At 68.2% G+C, this 16,291-nt stretch carries 15 protein-coding genes; 10 read left to right on the top strand and 5 right to left on the bottom strand.

Translation table 11 applies throughout. The features are described 5' to 3' along the window. The first annotated feature begins 146 nt into the window (after positions 1–146). The 3 genes from KOR34_RS26945 to KOR34_RS24045 all read left to right on the top strand — a co-directional run bounded on the left by KOR34_RS26945 (position 147) and on the right by KOR34_RS24045 (position 2,916). Positions 147–1,169 (top strand): hypothetical protein, encoded by a 1,023-nt coding sequence (locus KOR34_RS26945; RefSeq protein WP_197531706.1) that lies wholly within the window; start codon positions 147–149, stop codon positions 1,167–1,169. Then, a complete protein-coding gene (locus KOR34_RS24050) occupies positions 1,169–2,023 on the top strand; it encodes a hypothetical protein (RefSeq protein ID WP_146568682.1) in 855 nt (284 codons plus the stop codon). Before KOR34_RS26945 ends, KOR34_RS24050 begins: the two co-directional genes overlap by 1 nt. Positions 2,024–2,094: 71 nt before the next feature. Beyond that, positions 2,095–2,916: an ExeA family protein gene (locus KOR34_RS24045; protein WP_146568681.1), complete on the top strand. Its 822-nt coding sequence runs from the start codon at positions 2,095–2,097 to the stop codon at positions 2,914–2,916. Between the two features lie 141 nt (positions 2,917–3,057). Here the strand turns inward: KOR34_RS24045 and KOR34_RS24040 are convergent, their stop codons facing one another. Beyond that, complete coding sequence (locus KOR34_RS24040; RefSeq protein ID WP_146568680.1) at positions 3,058–3,894, bottom strand: Fpg/Nei family DNA glycosylase; 837 nt, start codon at positions 3,892–3,894, stop codon at positions 3,058–3,060. A gap of 56 nt (positions 3,895–3,950) precedes the next feature. Continuing rightward, the gene (locus KOR34_RS24035; RefSeq protein WP_146568679.1) at positions 3,951–4,793 is read right to left on the bottom strand and encodes a hypothetical protein; all 843 of its coding nucleotides are present in this window, start codon (positions 4,791–4,793) and stop codon (positions 3,951–3,953) included. A gap of 175 nt (positions 4,794–4,968) precedes the next feature. Between KOR34_RS24035 and trpB the strand changes: the two genes are divergently transcribed. The 6 genes from trpB (at position 4,969) to recG (ending at position 11,040) form a co-directional block, all read left to right on the top strand. Beyond that, a complete protein-coding gene (gene trpB, locus KOR34_RS24030) occupies positions 4,969–6,186 on the top strand; it encodes a tryptophan synthase subunit beta (RefSeq protein WP_146568678.1) in 1,218 nt (405 codons plus the stop codon). Between the two features lie 106 nt (positions 6,187–6,292). Next, the gene (locus tag KOR34_RS27355) at positions 6,293–6,424 is read left to right on the top strand and encodes a hypothetical protein (RefSeq protein WP_261342687.1); all 132 of its coding nucleotides are present in this window, start codon (positions 6,293–6,295) and stop codon (positions 6,422–6,424) included. 152 nt (positions 6,425–6,576) lie between these two features. Then, positions 6,577–7,377 carry a tryptophan synthase subunit alpha gene (gene trpA / locus KOR34_RS24025; RefSeq protein ID WP_146568677.1) on the top strand — a complete coding sequence of 267 codons (801 nt, stop codon included), beginning with the start codon at positions 6,577–6,579 and terminating at the stop codon, positions 7,375–7,377. A gap of 441 nt (positions 7,378–7,818) precedes the next feature. Continuing rightward, complete coding sequence (locus tag KOR34_RS24020) at positions 7,819–8,367, top strand: hypothetical protein (RefSeq protein WP_146568676.1); 549 nt, start codon at positions 7,819–7,821, stop codon at positions 8,365–8,367. A gap of 98 nt (positions 8,368–8,465) precedes the next feature. Beyond that, positions 8,466–8,915: a ribonuclease HI gene (gene rnhA, locus KOR34_RS24015; RefSeq protein ID WP_146568675.1), complete on the top strand. Its 450-nt coding sequence runs from the start codon at positions 8,466–8,468 to the stop codon at positions 8,913–8,915. Between the two features lie 28 nt (positions 8,916–8,943). After that, positions 8,944–11,040, top strand: coding sequence for an ATP-dependent DNA helicase RecG (gene recG / locus KOR34_RS24010; RefSeq protein WP_146568674.1), 2,097 nt, complete (start codon positions 8,944–8,946; stop codon positions 11,038–11,040). 46 nt (positions 11,041–11,086) lie between these two features. On the opposite strand, the gene KOR34_RS24005 is transcribed toward recG, so the two are convergent. Then, positions 11,087–11,812 carry a hypothetical protein gene (locus KOR34_RS24005; protein ID WP_146568673.1) on the bottom strand — a complete coding sequence of 242 codons (726 nt, stop codon included), beginning with the start codon at positions 11,810–11,812 and terminating at the stop codon, positions 11,087–11,089. An 813-nt stretch (positions 11,813–12,625) separates the two neighbouring features. Between KOR34_RS24005 and KOR34_RS24000 the strand changes: the two genes are divergently transcribed. Continuing rightward, positions 12,626–13,027 carry a hypothetical protein gene (locus KOR34_RS24000; protein WP_146568672.1) on the top strand — a complete coding sequence of 134 codons (402 nt, stop codon included), beginning with the start codon at positions 12,626–12,628 and terminating at the stop codon, positions 13,025–13,027. Between the two features lie 201 nt (positions 13,028–13,228). Here KOR34_RS24000 and KOR34_RS23995 read toward each other — a convergent pair whose 3' ends face one another. Then, positions 13,229–13,423: a hypothetical protein gene (locus tag KOR34_RS23995; RefSeq protein ID WP_146568671.1), complete on the bottom strand. Its 195-nt coding sequence runs from the start codon at positions 13,421–13,423 to the stop codon at positions 13,229–13,231. Between the two features lie 60 nt (positions 13,424–13,483). After that, positions 13,484–16,228 carry a vWA domain-containing protein gene (locus KOR34_RS23990; RefSeq protein WP_228714755.1) on the bottom strand — a complete coding sequence of 915 codons (2,745 nt, stop codon included), beginning with the start codon at positions 16,226–16,228 and terminating at the stop codon, positions 13,484–13,486. Positions 16,229–16,291 lie beyond the last annotated feature (63 nt).

The following is a 16,291-nucleotide window of genomic DNA, read 5'->3' as shown; positions in this document are numbered from 1 at the left end:
TTTTGCCTCACCTCGCGTTGCGACCGGAGCAACCCTCAAGCTCGCCCCAATCGGTACCGATACCAGTAAGGTCGGACCCGTTGCGCCGGCGACCAGCGGCCGCCGCTCGGCGGATGATTGATGACCTTCAGCGCAAGGATGCGCTTATGTCGGCGACCTACAGCAGTTTTGACACCCTGACCATTGGGCACTACGAGGGGGGCGCCGCCCCCGGCGGGCCGATGCTGCCGGTGCTGGCGGAGATCCCCGCCCTCGGCAGCAAGCCGACGCCGGCCAAGCCGCCTGAGCCCGAACCTCAGCCGGCGCCTGCGCCGGCCGTGCAGGTCCGCCCCGAGCCGGCCCACGCCCCGCAGGTTGCCTCGCCCGAGGTTGCGGCGCCGCAGTTCCAAGCTGCTCCTCAGGTTCAATCCGCTCCGCAGCCGGCGCCCGCCCCGGCCGAGGCCTTCGCGCCAGCGCCGGCCGCCACGCCGATCCAGACCCCGCCGACTCCCGCGCAGCCACTGCCCACGCCGCAGCCCGTCGAGCACGAGTCGAACGAAGCCGACTGGGAGGACGGAGGGTGGGCCGCGCAGCTGCTCGCGCTCGAAACCACGCTGCGTCCGCACGCCCGGCTGATCCTGCTGGCGGCGTTGATAGCGATCACCGGACTGATGCTGGTGGTGCTCCGCACGCCCGTCGAGACCGTTCCCGAGACGCTCCCGAGCAACATGGTCGACTCGTCCCAGGCGCCGGCGTTGACCGACGCCCACGGGCCGGCGCTGGTCGCGTCGGAGCCGGCCGCGGCCGCCGACGAGGGCGAGCAGCTGCTCGACCCAATGCCGACGATGCCGGCCGAGCCGGTCGAGTCCAGCCCCGCGCGGGCGGTGGTGACCTCCGCCGGGCCGGCGAGCATGCCGGTTGCTCCGGCCATGCCGTCGATGGATGACATCACTCCGATCCCGCCGCACCGCACCGCGTCTACCGAAGTCGCGCCCCAGCCGCAGACCGAGCTGCAGCCGCAGGCCGCGCCCCGCGTCGCGGAACGGCCAACCTACCCCAGCACCAGCTACCCGAGCACCAGCTACTCGGCGCCGGCGTGGTCGGGGTCCGGCGCCGCGGCGCCCAACCCCAATCTGCCGCGGGCACAGCTGCAACGGCCCATCACCCCCTCTAGCGCAGGCATGCCGTAATGAGCTACACCGATCAGGCGTTCATCAAGGCCTACCGCACCGACACGCAGGCCGACCTGGCGTCGGCGCCGGTTCCTCGGCCGACGTCGCACTCGCACGAGAGCCACCACCACGGCCCCCACGCGAACTTCGCCAAGTCGTCCGGTAAGCGGCCGCTGTCCGAGGCGATCGCCCACGAGCGCGCCGCCGAGCCCGCCCCGCGGGAGCCGCTGACCACCGCGGCGGAGATTGCGGGCGTGTCGCTGGCGTCGTTCGCGGCGCCGGAGATCGCCACGCAGCTCGCCGAGCTGTGCGGCGAGGAGTACCGCCGCATGCTCTCGTACGCCGCCCGCAGTGGCGGCGTGATCGGCCTACTGGGCGCGGGCCGGGGCGTCGGTTGCACGACGACTACACTGGCCGCCGGGCTGGCGATCGCCGCCGGCGGGCACGCGCCCGCCGCGTTGATCGACGCCGCCCCGGGCGAGCGCGGGCTGGCCAACTCACTGGGCGTGACGCACTGCCGCTCGATCGCCCGCTGTCTGGAGTCGGGCGGCGCCGCCGCGGACGCGCTGATCTACGCCGAGGAGCAGAACATCTCGCTCGGCGTGGCGTTCGACGAGCAGACCATCGACGAGGGCCGCGTGAACGGCGCGCTGCGGGCGTTGACGGCCAACCACGCGGCCGTGCTGGTCGACCTGGGGTGTGACATCGAGTCGATCGCCACCCAACCGGCCCGCGGCGCCGACTCGCTGCGGCTGGACGCCGTGGTGCTGGTGCGCCGCGCTGGCGCCGGCGAGGCCGACGTGATGTTCGCCCGCCGGGTGCTGACCGCCGCCGGTCAGACGGTCATCGGAGTGGTGGAGTCGTTCGCGTAGCCAACCGGCCACGCCGGTCGACATCTAGGCGACTCCCCAACCACCAGCCATCAACCACCATCCGCCAAACCATGTACGCCGACTACTGGCAACTGGACGCCAAGCCGTTCGAGCCCAACGTGACGGAGGAGAGCTACTTCCCCTCCGAGTCGCACGACGGCGCGCTGCTCAAGCTCCGCTACGCGGTGGACCAGCGGCGCCCGGCCGCGGCGATCGCCGGCCCCAGCGGCGTCGGCAAGACCCTGCTGGTGGACCGAATCATCGGCGACCTCGGCGAGGCCGTGTCGCCGGTCGCCCGGGTGGTGTTCCCACAGATGTCGCCCCGCGACCTGCTGACGCACATCGCCGACGCGCTCGGCGCGCCGCCGGCCGACCAGCCGCGGCACAGCACCGACGAGTCGATCGGCCGCATCGACCGCCTGCTGACCGCCAACGCTTCCGCCGGTAAGCACGCGCTCTTGGTGATTGACGAGGCCCACCTGCTGGAGGACAGCGGCCTGCTCGAGACCATCCGGCTGCTCCTCAACCTGGCCGCCGGCGCCTCGCCACGGCTGACGCTGCTGCTGGTGGGCCAGATGGGCCTGCTGTCGGCGGTGGGACGCACGCCCTCGCTCGAGGAACGCCTGTCGGTCAAGACGCTGCTGCGGACCTTCGTGCCGGAGGAGACCGCCGAGTACATCCAGCACCGGCTCGAAGCGGCCGGCGCCAGCCGAGAGGTCTTCACGCCCGCCGCCGTGCAGGCCGTGCACCAGCTCTCCGGCGGTGTGCCCCGCCAGATCGACCGCCTGTGCGACCTCTCGCTGGTGGTGGGTTTCGCCGAGCAGCTCGCCGCGATCGACGAGCCGCAGATCCAATCGGTCAGCCGAGAGCTGCTGGCCGTGTCGGCCGACTAGCCTCACTCAGCCTACGGCCAACAACCAATCCAACGCGAGCCAGGATTGTCAGCGGCTGGAGTTCCCAGGGGGGCACTCCACTCGCGGGCAGTGCTGGCTCGCTGTTTTTAGGCTGTTGGCTCTCAGCCGACAGCTATAGCCCTATCGCTTCCGCTGGCAGAACCGGCAGAAGAACGTCGACCGTTGGGCCTGCACGATCCGCTCGATCGGCGCCTCGCACGTCGGGCAGGGCAGGCCGGCGCGGTCGTACACGCGGTGGCAGTTCTGGTAGCCGCCGTCCTGGCTCAGGGCGTTGCGGTACGTGCCGTCGGAGAGGGTCGATCCCTCGTGGCGGATCGCTTCTTCCAACACCTCGTGCGTCGCGTCGACGATGCGCGTCCATTGCTTCCTGGTAAGCCGGTCGCAGCGCGCCTGAGGGTGCACGCCGGCGACGTGCAGAATCTCTGCCGCGTACAGGTTGCCGATCCCGGACACGGCTTTCTGATCCAGCAGGCCTACCTTGATTTCTCGTTTACTGACCCCGAGCCGCGCCCGCAAGGAATCGACCGACAACGCTAACGCGTCGGGGCCGAGCTTGTGTTCGCCGAAAGTCTGCTGCATCTCCGCCGGCGAGAGCAGCCGCACGCTGCCCAGCCCACGGCGGTCCCAGTACCAGAACGAGGGATGGTCGCCGCCGTTGATGTCGAACCGCACCCGCAGGTACAGCGGATCCGGCGGGTCGGCGGTGAGCACAAGCCCGGTCATGCGGGGTTCAAGGATGATCGCGTCGTCCGACGCCAGCCGCACGACCACCCGCTTGCCGATCCGGTCCACCGCCGCTGCCCGCTGCCCCTCCGCGCGGCGGCGGAACGCGTCCACCCGCGGGGACAGCAGGATCGGCTTCCGAGGGCACGGCAGCCGCTCGACCGCGCAGAGCTCTCCGCCAACGATCCCCGCGATGCCGCGGCGCATGGTTTCGACTTCGGGGAGCTCGGGCACGGATGAACGCGGAGTGGTTGGGAGGGGGAACACTAATGACCGCTGATGGATTCCTATTAGCGGTGATCATTGTTCCCCTCGCCAGGGGCCACGCGGACCATCCGGTACCCGGCCCACGACATCAGGGCGAAGCCAATCAGGGCCGCCCACTGGGCGCCCGCGGCGAAGGCGGAGAACTCAACGACCGACTCCAAGAACTGAGAGGACAACGAGACCGCGTAGTCGTCGGCGAACGGTGACAACGCCACTACGAGCGCGCCCAGCAGGCCAAACAGCGGCGGCGAGAAGGCCACGCTCGCCACGACCAGTCGCCACCGGGCCGGGCCGGCGAGGAGCAGGCTGGCGAACACGGCGGGCGAGAGAGTCACGCTCAAGTAGACGAGGGAGAACGCCATGATCGGCCACTCGTCGGCCAGCTCCTCGAACTGATCTCCGGCGACGCCTGCCGCCCAGCCGCAGCCGACTGCTGCGAGGGTGGTCGCAAGCAGCAGCTGGCGGAGCGACAGTCGCAGCGGCCGAACTGTCGGTGGATGCTCCCCACAGGCGAGCCGAAGATCCGCCGCCCTCAGCACCAAGCCGACCAGTCCAGCAATTGCCAGCATGAGCACCGCTGTAGGCAGGGCGGATTCTAGCCCGAGCGGCAGCATCAGGCCTACGTACACGACCGCAGTCGCCACCATCCGCGGTCCCAAAGCGTGTGGCGCGAGCGCCGCCCAAACCCCCAGCACCACCGGGTATCCCATCACGAGGCCGGACTCAAAGTTGGCGCCCGAATCGGTGTCCTTGACCCACTGCAGGTGTAGGACTGTCCGCCCGACGACGAACGCCAGGACAAGGCAGCCTAGAGCCAGCGGCCCGGGATCGGGGCGGTCGGCACGGACGGCAGTGGGTTCGGACATGGGCGGTTTGAGGTGATAACCGACGGCGGCTAATTCTCGCCGATCAGCGGCAATCAGGGTTCCGCTCTAGCGAGCTACCCGCCCGGCTCCGCCTTGCTAAAGTGGGAGATACCCCAGACAATTGACGGACTACAGACTACCAGAAACCGCACGCCTGAAGGCAGAGCGTTCCCCGATGAGCACCCCCGCCCCCGCTACCCCAACCGTTCCCGACGCCGTGGGCCGCTTTGGCCAGTTCGGCGGCCGGTTTGTCCCCGAGACCCTGGTCAAGGCGCTCGACCAGCTGACGGTTGAGTACGATAAGTCGCTCACCGACCAGGCGTTCCAGGACGAGCTCGCCGAGCTCCTGCGCGACTTCGTCGGCCGCGCGTCGCCGCTGTACCACGCCAAGCGGCTCAGCGAGCAGGTGGGCGGCGCGCAGATCTGGTTCAAGCGGGAGGACCTCAACCACACCGGCGCGCACAAGATCAACAACACGCTCGGCCAGTGCCTGCTGACCAAGCGGATGGGCAAGGGTCGCGTCATCGCCGAGACCGGCGCCGGCCAGCACGGCGTGGCGACCGCCACCGCGTGCGCGCACTTCGGCCTGCCATGCGTGGTGTATATGGGCGAGGAGGACATCCGCCGCCAGAAGCCCAACGTGTTCAGCATGAAGCTGCTGGGCGCCGAGGTGCGTCCGGTGACCAGCGGCAGCCGCACCCTCCGCGACGCCATCAACGAGGCGATGCGCGACTGGATGTCCAGCGTCGACGACACGCACTACATCCTCGGCTCGGTTGTCGGCCCGCACCCGTTCCCGCGGATCGTGCGCGACTACCAGAGCGTGATCGGCAAGGAAACCATCGAGCAGTTCCAAGAACGCCTGAACCGGTTGCCGGACAAGGTGGTGGCTTGCGTCGGCGGCGGCAGCAACGCGGCCGGCATGTTCTACCCGTTCGTGCCGCACACGGACGTCGAGCTCGTCGGCGTCGAGGCCGGCGGCCGCAGCGACCAGCCAGGCGACCACGCCAGCCCGCTCACCTACGGCCAGCCGGGCGTGCTGCACGGCAGCTTCAGCTACGTAATGCAGGACGAGGACGGCCAGACCTGCGACGTGCACAGCATGTCGGCCGGCCTGGACTACCCGGGCGTGGGCCCGGAGCACAGCTACTGGAAGGACAGTGGCCGCGTGCAGTACACCAGCTGCCGCGACGACGACGCCATGAAGGCCTTCGACGCCTGCGCCGCCGCCGAGGGCATCATGCCCGCCCTGGAGAGCAGCCACGCCGTGGCCAAGGCGATGGAGCTGGCCGCCGGCATGAAGCCCGACCAGATGGTGGCCGTCTGCCTGAGCGGCCGCGGCGACAAGGACGCCATGGAGGTTGCTCGGCTCAAGGGAGTGGAGTTCGGCTGATGCGTAGGCCGGGGCAAGCGTCAGCTCAGTTCCGGCAGTTGAGTTTGCAAATGCCGGAACCGCGCTGTCGCTCGTTCCGGCCTACCTTTCGAAGTTGCCGCCTGTCATGAATCTCATCCTCGCCCGTACCGCTCTGCTCGAGCACCTCAGCACTACCTCGCAGATCATTGTGGGGGTGTCGCTGCTGTGCTCGCTGGCGTTTGTGATCTGGCTGCTGACCCGCCGGGCGAAGGGGTAGGCTGCGCGGCTGTGGGCCGTCAGCTTTGGGCCTTTGGCTGCGGCGGGGCTGGCACTCCGCAGCGTGTTGTGCCGCGGCTATACTAGTCGTCCCGGTTGACGGCTTGTCGACCGATAATCCGCAATCCAGATTCTGCGACCCGCAATCCAGCAATGCCTTCGATCTCCGACCTGTTCAAGAACCTCCGCGCCGAGGGCCGCAAGGCGTTGATGCCGTTTGTCACCGCGGGCGACCCGGACCTGGAGTTCACCGCGGCGGTGCTGAGGGAAGTGATCGGCCGCGGCGCAAGCCTGTGCGAGGTCGGCATACCCTACAGCGACCCGATCGCCGACGGCCCGGTGATCCAGGCGAGCTACACCCGGGCGCTCGACAAGAAGATCAAGCTGTCGGGCATCCTCGACATGCTGGGCGGCGTCTGCCCCCAGGTCGACGCGCCGGTGGTGACGATGGTCAGCTACGCGATCATCTACCGCCACGGGATCGAGCAGTACTGCGCCGACGTGAAGGCGCGCGGCGTCAGCGGGCTGATCGTGCCGGACCTGCCGGTCGAGGAGTCGCCGCAACTGGCGCAGGTGACCGGCGAGCACGGGCTGAGCCTCATCCAGCTTGTCACTCCGACCACGCCGCGGGAGCGGGCGCTGAAGATCTGCGAGACCTCCACCGGCTTCGTGTACTACGTGAGCGTGGCCGGCATCACCGGCGAGCGGACCGAGCTGCCGCCGGACCTGGTCGACAACGTCGGCTGGCTGCGGAGCAAGACCGACCTGCCGATCTGCATCGGCTTCGGCATCAGCAAGCCGGAGCACGTGAAGCTGCTCGCGCCGGTGGCCGACGGGCTGATTGTCGGTTCGGCGGTGGTGCGTCGCATCGCTACCGCCGCCGAACGCCCGCGGGACGAGGTGCTCAAGGAAGTGGGCGATTACGTGGCGGAGCTGCTGGCGGCTATGCCGTAGCGTACGCGGCAGCCAAGGCTGCGTTATCTTTATTGACTCGCCGAAGTGGTTGGACACTTTCGTCCCCGACAATGCGGCGATAGCCGCGTCGCACTGGAAGTGCATCGTGGGGCGGCAAAGTGTCCCGCTGCGGCCTCCGGGTTTCCGCCGCCGGCCGACCCTGCCGGATTTCGGTATTGCGGCGAACCTTGGTTTGCCGATAAAAGCGACTAGGCCGAACATCCACAAGAATTGTGTTGCTTTGGATTTTCGCCGCAAGCTAAAATAGCAGTATCGAGAGTCGAGAGAAGCGCCAGGCGGCTGGTCGTCCTTCTCGCCCACGACCTGCCGCTGGACTTTGAGTAACGGCACACCAGGCGCCCCGCGAGGGGTCCGATCGGTGGCGACGTCACGCAACGGTCACCACCGATTCGCCTGTGCGGGGCGAGACGGAGACCGTCTATGCTCGACGCCCGTTCCCCGGAAGACCGCCGCGATTCTACCGCCCGCCGCTTCTTTGCGGGCCTCACCGAATACGCTTTCCAATCGCGGCTGGGCGTTGTTGACCCGCCGCTGGTGGATTACGTCTCGGAGCTGCTGGAGCGTTTCGTCAGCACGTCGTCGGTGTACGGCGTGCGGGGCGTCCGCGGCGAGCAGCTCACGCAGGTGGCCGACATGCTGGCCGAGGCCGAGGCCCGCATCGGCCCCGCCCGCCGCCGCGTGCACCGCCACATCGGCGACTTCACGCTGTTCTGGATGGGCGTGTACCCGGAGATGGCCGAGCGGATCAAGCGGATGGGCCTGAAGGACGCGCTGCTCGACTACCGCGATCAGGGGCGCCGCGCGTACTTCCTCGCGAGCCGCATCCCCACCGAGAACACCAATGCGCCGGGAGACTTGTTGGAGCGTATGGCCGATCAGTTCGAGCTGATCGAGTACGGTTTGGCCGAGGTCCGTCGACTCTGGGATGAACGCGATAATGAGAATGAGCCGCTGGGAATTATTGTCTAGTCTGCGTGGGCGGCCGCCCTTGGCGGGGCGGGGCAAGCGGGATACGGTAGGGGCCTTGGCTCCCCACTCCGCAAACCCACCAGGCCGAACCAACTCCTGTGGCAGACGTTCACCTCTACACCGACGGTGGTTGCAGCGGCAACCCGGGCCCGGGGGGCTGGGCCTATCTCCTTCGCCACCCCGAGAGCGGCAAAGAGCTCGAGGGCTCCGGCGGCGAGCCTGAGACCACCAACAACCGCATGGAGCTGACCGCGGTTGTCGAGGGCCTGTCCACGCTCAAGCGGCCCACCCGGGTCGAGCTGTTCACCGACAGCGTGTACGTGGGCAAGGGCCTGAGCGAGTGGATGAAGAACTGGAAGAAGAACGACTGGCGCCGCCGCGACGGCAAGAAGTGGGCCCCGGTCAAGAACGACGACCTCTGGCGCCAGCTCGACGAGCTCTCCCAGCTGCACGAGATCAAGTACACCCGGGTCGCCGGCCACAGCGGCCACCCCGAGAACGACCGCGTCGACGAGCTGGCGGTCGCGGCCTATCAGAAGTACCTGTAACGCCGCGCAACGCGTTACAATTGCCGGCATGGAGCCCGCTTCCGCCAAGTCGACCATCGAGCAGCTCGCCACGCCGGTCGCGTCGTTCGACGAGGTCAGCCCGCAGCGGGCCGCGTTGTTCGAGAAGCTGGGCCTGCGGAGCGTGCGGGATGTGCTGTTCACGTTCCCCCGCGACTACGAGGACTTCTCCGACGTGCGGCTCGTGTCCGAGCTCGAGGACGGCCCGCTCCAGACCGTCCGCGGCCGCGTCACGGAGGTCGACTCCCGCGGCGGCTTCGGCCGCACCCGCGTCGGCGTGATCGTCGAGGACGCCCAGGGCGGCGCCCTCCGCGCCACCTGGTTCAACCAGATCTTCATGCGCGACAAGTTCAAGCCCGGCCAGCAGGTGCAGCTGTCGGCCAAGCCCCGCAAGTCGGGCCTGCGGTGGGAGATGGCCCACCCGCGGGTCGCCTGGCTCGACGAGGCCGACGCCGCGGACCACGAGGGCCTGCTGCCGGTCTACCCGCTGACCGAGGGCGTCAGCCTGTACCACCGCCGCCGGCTGTCGGAGATCGTGATCGAGCGGTTCGCCGACGTGCCCGAAGAGGTGTTCCCCGACGAGCTCCTGTCGACCCACAACCTGCTGCCGCTGCGGCGGGCGTTGCCGCAGGTGCACTTCCCCCGCGACGAGCAGCAACGCGACGCCGCCCAGCGGCGGTTCGTGTTCCAGGAGTTGTTCATCCTGCAGCTCGCGCTCGCCGCGCGGCGGCTGCAGCAGCAGCTCTCGTTCAAGGCGCCCGCGCTGCCGCTGGACGCCAAGATCGACGCGAGGATCACGCGGCTGCTGCCGTTCGAGCTCACCCCGGCCCAGCGCGCGGCGGTCGACCAGATCGCCGCCGACATGGCCCGCGACGTGCCCATGAACCGCCTGCTGCAGGGCGACGTCGGCAGCGGCAAGACCGCCGTCGCGCTGTTCGCGATGCTGCTCGCCGTGGCCCACGGCAAGCAGGCGGTGCTGATGGCGCCCACCGAGGTGCTCGCCCGCCAGCACGCCCGCACGCTGGACGCGCTGCTCACCGAGAGCCGCGTCAACTACCGGCTGCTGGTCGGCGGGCAGGCCGACGCCGAGCGCCGCGAGGTGCTCGACGGCCTCGCCAGCGGCGACGTGCAGCTGGTGATCGGCACGCACGCGATCCTGCAGGACAAGGTGGTGCTGCCCAACCTCGGCCTGGCCGTGATCGACGAGCAGCACAAGTTCGGCGTGAAGCAGCGCGCCGCGCTCCGCACCGGCGACCGCTCGCCCCACTACCTGGTGATGACCGCCACCCCGATCCCCCGCACCATGGCCATGACGCAGTTCGGCGACCTGGAGGTCTCGGTGCTCGGCGAGCTGCCGGCCGGGCGGCAGCCGGTCAGCACCTACCTGGTCGAGCCCGCCCAGCTCGACCGCTGGTGGAAGTTCGTGCAGGACAAGCTCCGCGAGGGCCGCCAGGCGTACGTGGTGGCGCCGCTGGTGGAGGAGTCGGAGAACGTCTCGGCGACCAGCGTCGAGCAGGAGTTCGAACGCCTGACCCACGGCGAGCTGCACGGCTTCAGCGTCGGCCTGATGCACGGCCGCATGTCGTCCGACGACAAGGAGGGCGTCATGCAGCGGTTCCGCAGCGGCGCGCTGCAGGTGCTGGTCAGCACCACCGTGATCGAGGTCGGCGTCGACGTGGCTAACGCGTCGGTGATGGTGATCGCGTCGCCCGAGCGGTTCGGCCTCAGCCAGTTGCACCAGCTCCGCGGCCGCGTGGGCCGCGGCGGCCACGCCGGCTTCTGCGCGATCATCCCGCAGGAGGAACTATCCGACCCCGCCCGCGAACGCCTCGAGGCGTTCGCCAGCACCACCGACGGGTTCGAGCTGGCCGAGCTCGACTTCTCACTCCGCGGCCCGGGCGAGCTGTTCGGCGCCAAGCAGAGCGGCCTGCCGCCCATGCGGATCGCGGACCTGCAGCGCGACCGCGAGATCCTCATCGAGGCCCGCGAGGCCGCCCAGCAGCTGTTCGCCCAAGACCCCGGCCTCCGCGCGCCCGAGCACCAGAAGCTCCGCAAGCAGATGCTGTACCGGTATGGCAAGGCTCTTGAGCTTGGCGATGTGGGGTAGCGTGGTGGTGTGTGGTTGGAGGTGGGATGAAGCGTCGCGCCGCTAATCAGAACCGCGGCGTCACGCTGGGCGTGTCCACGCGGTCGACCGGGATCTTCGGCGCCACGCCGCGGAGCTCAATGTCGTCCCAGTCGGCGGTGTCGTCGAACGTGCCGACGCCGACCCGGCCCCAGGCGAAGGTTTTGTCGACGGCCGTCATGACCGGCTCCTTCTGGTCGTCCCAGTAGACCTTGATGTCGCCACTCTTCACGTCACGGACCACGCGCACCGTGTGCCACTGGTCGTCCCACGGGGTGCCCTTGTTGGTGGTCTTGGTGATCTTCCGGCGGTCGGCGCCGTCGACGATGTGGATCTGGTTGTGGATCTGGTCGGTCCGCTTTCCGAGGTGCGCGTAGTAGTAGTGGGCAGGGTCCTGGTAGCCGAAGATCAGGCACGCGTCGCGGCCGCCGTAGTCGGGGTTGGTGCTCCGCACCCGCGCGGTCAGCTCCAGGTCGCCAACGGCCGGCGCATGCCACACCGCCACGTGGAACGGGCTGCGGAACGGCGGCTTGTAGCTGCTCGCCTTGACGTGCTGGCTCAGCACGCGGTCGCCGTCCTGATCGACCACCTTCCAGCTCTTCGGGTCGAGGTACTCCCAGTCGGATTGCTCGCCTTCAAAGTCCTCCTTGGCGACCAGCGGCAGCTTGCCGGTGGGCTCGTCCTTCGCGTCAGCGGCCAACGCCGAGGGGAGGCAAATCGCCAAGAGCAGAAGCAAGCAGACGAATCGTCGCATCGAGAATGGCCTTCGGGAGAACGGTGGTAGTGAGGTCCGAATTGTAAGAGCGTCATGCGTGGCGATCGTCGCCGCCCACCAGGCGGGCGGCGGCAACCGCGCGACCCGTAGCACCCGGCTCTGCCGGGGGATAGTCGTGCACAACGAAGCTGCGTGGCGAAGCAATCCCCCGGCAGAGCCGGGGGCTACGAGCAACCCCTGGGGCGCGCGGCAAGCGCTCAGCAACCCTCTATTGGACCGCGCTGGGTGGCCGGTTTCTACTCAAAAGCGCGGAGAACCGCCGGGTCCGCTACCCGAGCGCAACGCCCCGAGGGTTTTGTCCGAAACGTTTTGTCCAAAAACACGCGAGGAGGGGACAAAACCCACCGCGCAGCTCCGCCCATGTTGGCCCGTAAGTCGTTTCTTGACCGTGCCTTACCGGGAATCGCGCACAACCGGCGGCGGGGGTTTTGTCCGTTTGTGCCCGCGTTGTTGCACACAACCCGGAACGCGGCCCGAGCCCCTGCGGGCCGGCACGGGCCGCGCGGCAACCGTTCATTGGACCACGCCGGGTGGCTGGTTTCTACAAAGACCCTGGGAGCCCCAGCAATCGCCTTCTGTAGCACGGCGGTTCCCGCCGTGAGGCCCACCAGCATTGCCTGACCGAAGGCTAGCGGCCTTGGCTACGGATCAATCTCCACCATCGGCGTCGGCCGCGCACGCGAATACCTCGCTGGAGGACCACCGAGCTACAATCGGGGACGCCCCCCGTAGCCACGCTGCGGCAGCTGGCGCTGCAGCAACCACCTTCCTCCACCGTTTCCGTGGGTCGCCATGAATGATACGCAACAGGCGGGAGCCAACAACAAGTTCCGAATCATCGGCAGGAAGTGGATTGTCCCGTTTGTTCTAGCATGCGCGCTACTCGTGGTTATGCTGCAGCGTGCCGCTATCGTGAAACAGCAGATCCATCTCGTGTATGCCCATGAGCAGATAGAGATCTTCCACGAGATGGTGGAGCGATCGAGGTCTCTCGGGAGTCAAGGCAGTGCGGGCAAGATCGAGTACGTGCAGCACTACTACCCGAGTGGAACAAAGCAGGCGGCTGGCTCGCAGATCGACCGCATCGTGGAGGCCTGCCGAGAGTTCGCTATCGATGAAATCCAGTGGATAGGATCCATCGACGACGCCCAAGACTTAAGCCAGCAGGGTAGCGACCAGACTCAGGCTGACTAGCAAACTACGCACCGTCAGATGAGTGTGATCGCCCTCCTTCTGTAGCACGGCGGTCCCCGCCGCGAGGCCTACCAACTCGGCCCGACCGAAGACCAGCGGACTCGCCTACGGCCTGTTCTCCACCATCGGCGTCGGCCGCGTACCCACTTCCCTCGGTGGAGGACCACCGAGCTACAATCGGGGGCCCCCGCCGGGCCGCTATCACCCGTCCCGGCCGAGCTCGTCGCTCACCAGGTTCTGCAGCAGGTGGTGGATGGCGAGCGCCTGGTGGAAGCCGCGGAGCACGTCGGGGTCCTCGAGCAGGCGGGGAACCAGGCTCAGGCGGGCCGGTTCGTCGAGTCCGCCATCGGCGAACTCGCAGCCGAGGGTGAAGCCTTCGTCAGAGAGTAGCGGCATGGGGCTGGCTCCGTGCAGGCGCTAGCTCGGGTGGGCGCCCGGCGGCGCCCGTCTGCCCACTTATTCGCCGCTGCCGTCCGCTTCTTGCTCGGAATCTTCGCCGGCCGCGGTCGCCGGCGCGGCGGGCTTCTCTTCGACGGCGTCGGCCGGCCGCGGGGTGGGCCGCAGCTGGGCGGCGCGGTCCACGAGCGATACGAACTCCGTGCGGTAGCCGTGGGGGTCTTCGCCGACGCCGGGCTGGGCGATCTCGCGGACCGCCTCCCAGGTCAGGTCGCCGCTGTAGGCCGAGCCCCGCAGCAGCATCCCGAAGCCGGCCGCCGCCGACGCGAACTGCATGTCGGGCGAGGCCTGGCCGAACGCGGCGCCGCCGTCGGTCACCGGCCACACGCGCTTGGTGCTCTGGTCCTCGTCGGGCAGCTTGTACCGCATCTTGAGCGTCATCAGCTCGCCGGCCATCTTGCCGTCGAGCGGCTGGTTCGGCCGCTGGTACCGCAGCTCGTCGAGCTCGGGCGTGGGCGCCGGCTCGCCGGCGGGAACGATCTCGTACAGCGCGGTGACCGTGTGCCCGGCGCCAATCTCGCCGGCGTCCTTCTTGTCGTCGTTGAAGTCCTGGGCGGCCAGCATGCGGTTCTCGTAGCCCAGCAGCCGGTAGGCGGCCACGTGCAAGGGGTTGAACTCAACCTGGATCTTTACGTCCTTGGCGATCGTGACCAGCGTGCCGGTCAGGCCTTTGACAAACACCTTCTCCGCTTCCCGCTGGCTGTCGATGTAGTAGTAGTTCCCGTTGCCCTTGTTGCTGATGGTCTCCATCATGGCGTCGTTCAGGTTGCCGCGGCCGAAGCCGCAGACCGACAGGAACACGCCGGTGTCCTTGGCCTTCTGCTCGACCATCCGCTGCAGGTCGCCGGTGCTGGTCGTGCCGACGTTGAAGTCGCCGTCGGTGCACAGGATCACGCGGTTGGCGCCGCCTTCGATGAAGTGGTCCTCGGCGATCTGGTACGCCAGCTGGATCCCGGCGCCGCCGGCCGTCGACCCGCCCGCGGCGAGCTTGTCCAGCACGCCGAGGATCACGTCCTGCTGGTCGCCAGGCGTGCTGGGGAGCGCCAGGCCCTCGCTCGAGGCGTACACCACGATCGCCACGCGGTCGTTCTCGCCGAGCTGGCTGGTGAGCGACTTCATGCCCTCGACCACCAGCGGCAGCTTTTCGGCGTCCTGCATCGAGCCGCTGACGTCGATCAGGAACACCAGGTTCGACAGCGGCCGCTTGTCGGCGGCCAGCTCGCGGCCCTTCACGCCGATCCGCGCCAGCCGGTGCTTGGCGTTCCAAGGGCAGCCGGCGACCTCGGCGTGCGCGGCGAACGGCGCGTCGTCCGTGGGCCCGGCGTAGTCGTAGTCGAAGTAGTTGATCAGCTCTTCCAGCCGCACCGCGTCGGGCGGCGGCAGGCGGCCGCTGGTGAGCATCTGCCGCACGTTGGCGTAGCTGGCGGTGTCGACGTCGATGCTGAACGTGCTGACCGCCTGCAGGCCCTCGGCGGCGATGAAGGGGTTCTCGTGGATCGGCTGGTACTTGTCGCCCGAGGCGTCGGGGCCTTGGCCCTGCACCTCGTCCTCAATGAGCAATTGCTGCTGCAGGCGGAGTCTGCCACGTGACTGCTCGGCGGATTCTTCGAAGGTTTCGCGGCCATTGCGCGTCACCATCCAGCGATAGACTTCGGGGTCGATCTTGTCATTCGCAGCGACCGCGCGTGCGTCGCCGAAGCCGTGTTGGACAACGCCGTAGCCATTTCTGTCGCCGGATGAAGAGTAGAAATAGCGTGATCTGCCGGCAGTTTCGGCTGGAGAAGCGGTAGATGGCATGCTGCCAGTGCTAAGCGAGAATGCATCGACCGTCGCCGCGCCGGCTAGTGGTTTCGGTGGCGTGGTGGCGGACTGTGCACTCCAGTTAAAGTTCTGTTGGTTCTGGTGAACGGATCGATTCGCTGCGAGGGCGTCAGAAACCGCCGTCTGAGTTGAAGAGCCCAGCGGCGCGTCCTGCGGGGCGGCAACGGAGTACCTCACTTCAGGGCCTTCGTTGGGTGCAACGCCGGCGCGGGGCTCTTTCGCTTCTTCGATCACAATCCTGGGCGTTGCGAGTGATACTCCGCTACGGTCATTCGCTACTCGAACAAGATCGTCGTCGATGCTCTCTTTGGCTTCTCCGGCGACCTCTTTCGCTCCTGTAGGCGGGACGCGATCGGTGAGTTCTTCCCAGGCATCTTCGCCGGCTAGGATCTGCCCGACGACTCCCGCATCGCCGTTGACGCCAACGCCAACCATGAATCGCGTGCTCCTGTCGGCTTCCGCGGGTCCGCTCTGTGACTCGCTAATCACCGATTCGGCCAGTAGTGAATCGTCGACCGGCAGCTCTTGAACGGTCGACACCAGCAGATCGAGCTCGCTATCAGCGGGGCCGGCGTGCTTTGCGTCGGTTGTCGGCCGCCGGTCACGTTGCTGGCTGCCAGTGGGTTGGGGATCGGACTGCACCAGCAGGCCCGTGGAGGAGTCGAGCGCCGGCCGTGCTAGGAGGCCCAGGCAGAACAGCACACTCGCCGCCAGCGCGTAGGTGAGCCAGGGTCGTGTGCGTGAGGCGGCGCCGTTCATGTCAGGCTCCTGGGGTTGAGGAGAATCCGCCAGCCGGGCGAGGATCTGCTCCGACAGGTCGGGCGGCGACTCACCGCCGAGGGTCTCGCGGAGGCCGAGGTCGATCAGCCGGTCGGCGGCTGCGGAGTCGGCATTGGCGGCGGGGTTGGTGTTCGGTTCGCTCATGGCGGTTCGCTTCCAAGTAAATCAGCAAGAGCCCGCAGCGACAGCCGCGGGAGTCGGTCGTAT

Source organism: Posidoniimonas corsicana (assembly GCF_007859765.1).
GTDB classification, from domain to species: domain Bacteria; phylum Planctomycetota; class Planctomycetia; order Pirellulales; family Lacipirellulaceae; genus Posidoniimonas; species Posidoniimonas corsicana.
Note: the sequence above shows the minus strand (reverse complement) of the source record. Positions and strands in the feature narration are given on the sequence as shown.

Coding starts and splice junctions, on each gene's coding strand:
- KOR34_RS26945 (WP_197531706.1), top strand. CDS start 147: ATGTCGGCGACCTACAGCAGTTTTGACACCCTGACCATTGGGCACTAC.
- recG (WP_146568674.1), top strand. CDS start 8,944: ATGGAGCCCGCTTCCGCCAAGTCGACCATCGAGCAGCTCGCCACGCCG.
- trpA (WP_146568677.1), top strand. CDS start 6,577: ATGCCTTCGATCTCCGACCTGTTCAAGAACCTCCGCGCCGAGGGCCGC.
- KOR34_RS27355 (WP_261342687.1), top strand. CDS start 6,293: ATGAATCTCATCCTCGCCCGTACCGCTCTGCTCGAGCACCTCAGCACT.
- KOR34_RS24035 (WP_146568679.1), bottom strand. CDS start 4,793: ATGTCCGAACCCACTGCCGTCCGTGCCGACCGCCCCGATCCCGGGCCG.
- KOR34_RS24005 (WP_146568673.1), bottom strand. CDS start 11,812: ATGCGACGATTCGTCTGCTTGCTTCTGCTCTTGGCGATTTGCCTCCCC.
- KOR34_RS23995 (WP_146568671.1), bottom strand. CDS start 13,423: ATGCCGCTACTCTCTGACGAAGGCTTCACCCTCGGCTGCGAGTTCGCC.
- KOR34_RS24050 (WP_146568682.1), top strand. CDS start 1,169: ATGAGCTACACCGATCAGGCGTTCATCAAGGCCTACCGCACCGACACG.
- trpB (WP_146568678.1), top strand. CDS start 4,969: ATGAGCACCCCCGCCCCCGCTACCCCAACCGTTCCCGACGCCGTGGGC.
- KOR34_RS24045 (WP_146568681.1), top strand. CDS start 2,095: ATGTACGCCGACTACTGGCAACTGGACGCCAAGCCGTTCGAGCCCAAC.
- KOR34_RS24020 (WP_146568676.1), top strand. CDS start 7,819: ATGCTCGACGCCCGTTCCCCGGAAGACCGCCGCGATTCTACCGCCCGC.
- KOR34_RS24000 (WP_146568672.1), top strand. CDS start 12,626: ATGAATGATACGCAACAGGCGGGAGCCAACAACAAGTTCCGAATCATC.
- KOR34_RS23990 (WP_228714755.1), bottom strand. CDS start 16,228: ATGAGCGAACCGAACACCAACCCCGCCGCCAATGCCGACTCCGCAGCC.